This window comes from Staphylococcus canis (assembly GCF_016238445.1).
Lineage (GTDB): Bacteria > Bacillota > Bacilli > Staphylococcales > Staphylococcaceae > Staphylococcus > Staphylococcus canis.
In genome coordinates this window covers 1-222 of record NZ_JABANU010000130.1, presented here as the reverse complement: position 1 = coordinate 222, position 222 = coordinate 1, and the positions used below count along the sequence as shown (strand labels likewise).

Sequence of the window (222 nt, the reverse complement as noted above, 5' to 3'; positions counted from 1 at the left end):
TCGGATCGATTGTTGGTGGTGTGTTTGCTTGGTCTGTTCCATCTTTTGGATTTTTATTTGTGTTTAATTCTTCTGTATCTGGTACGCCATCTCCATCATCATCTGTGTCGACTTTATCTGGTGTACCGTCTTTATCAGAATCTCTTTCGACTTTAATTACGAACGTTTCTGTTGTTGTTGCGTTGTCTCCATCTGTTGATGTTACTGTTACTGTGTAATCAC

The 222-nt window shown here is 39.2% G+C and carries 1 pseudogene; it reads right to left on the bottom strand.

Going from position 1 to position 222, the window contains the following annotated elements:
* Positions 1-222: pseudogene (locus HHH54_RS11205) on the bottom strand (hypothetical protein); the annotation flags it as partial.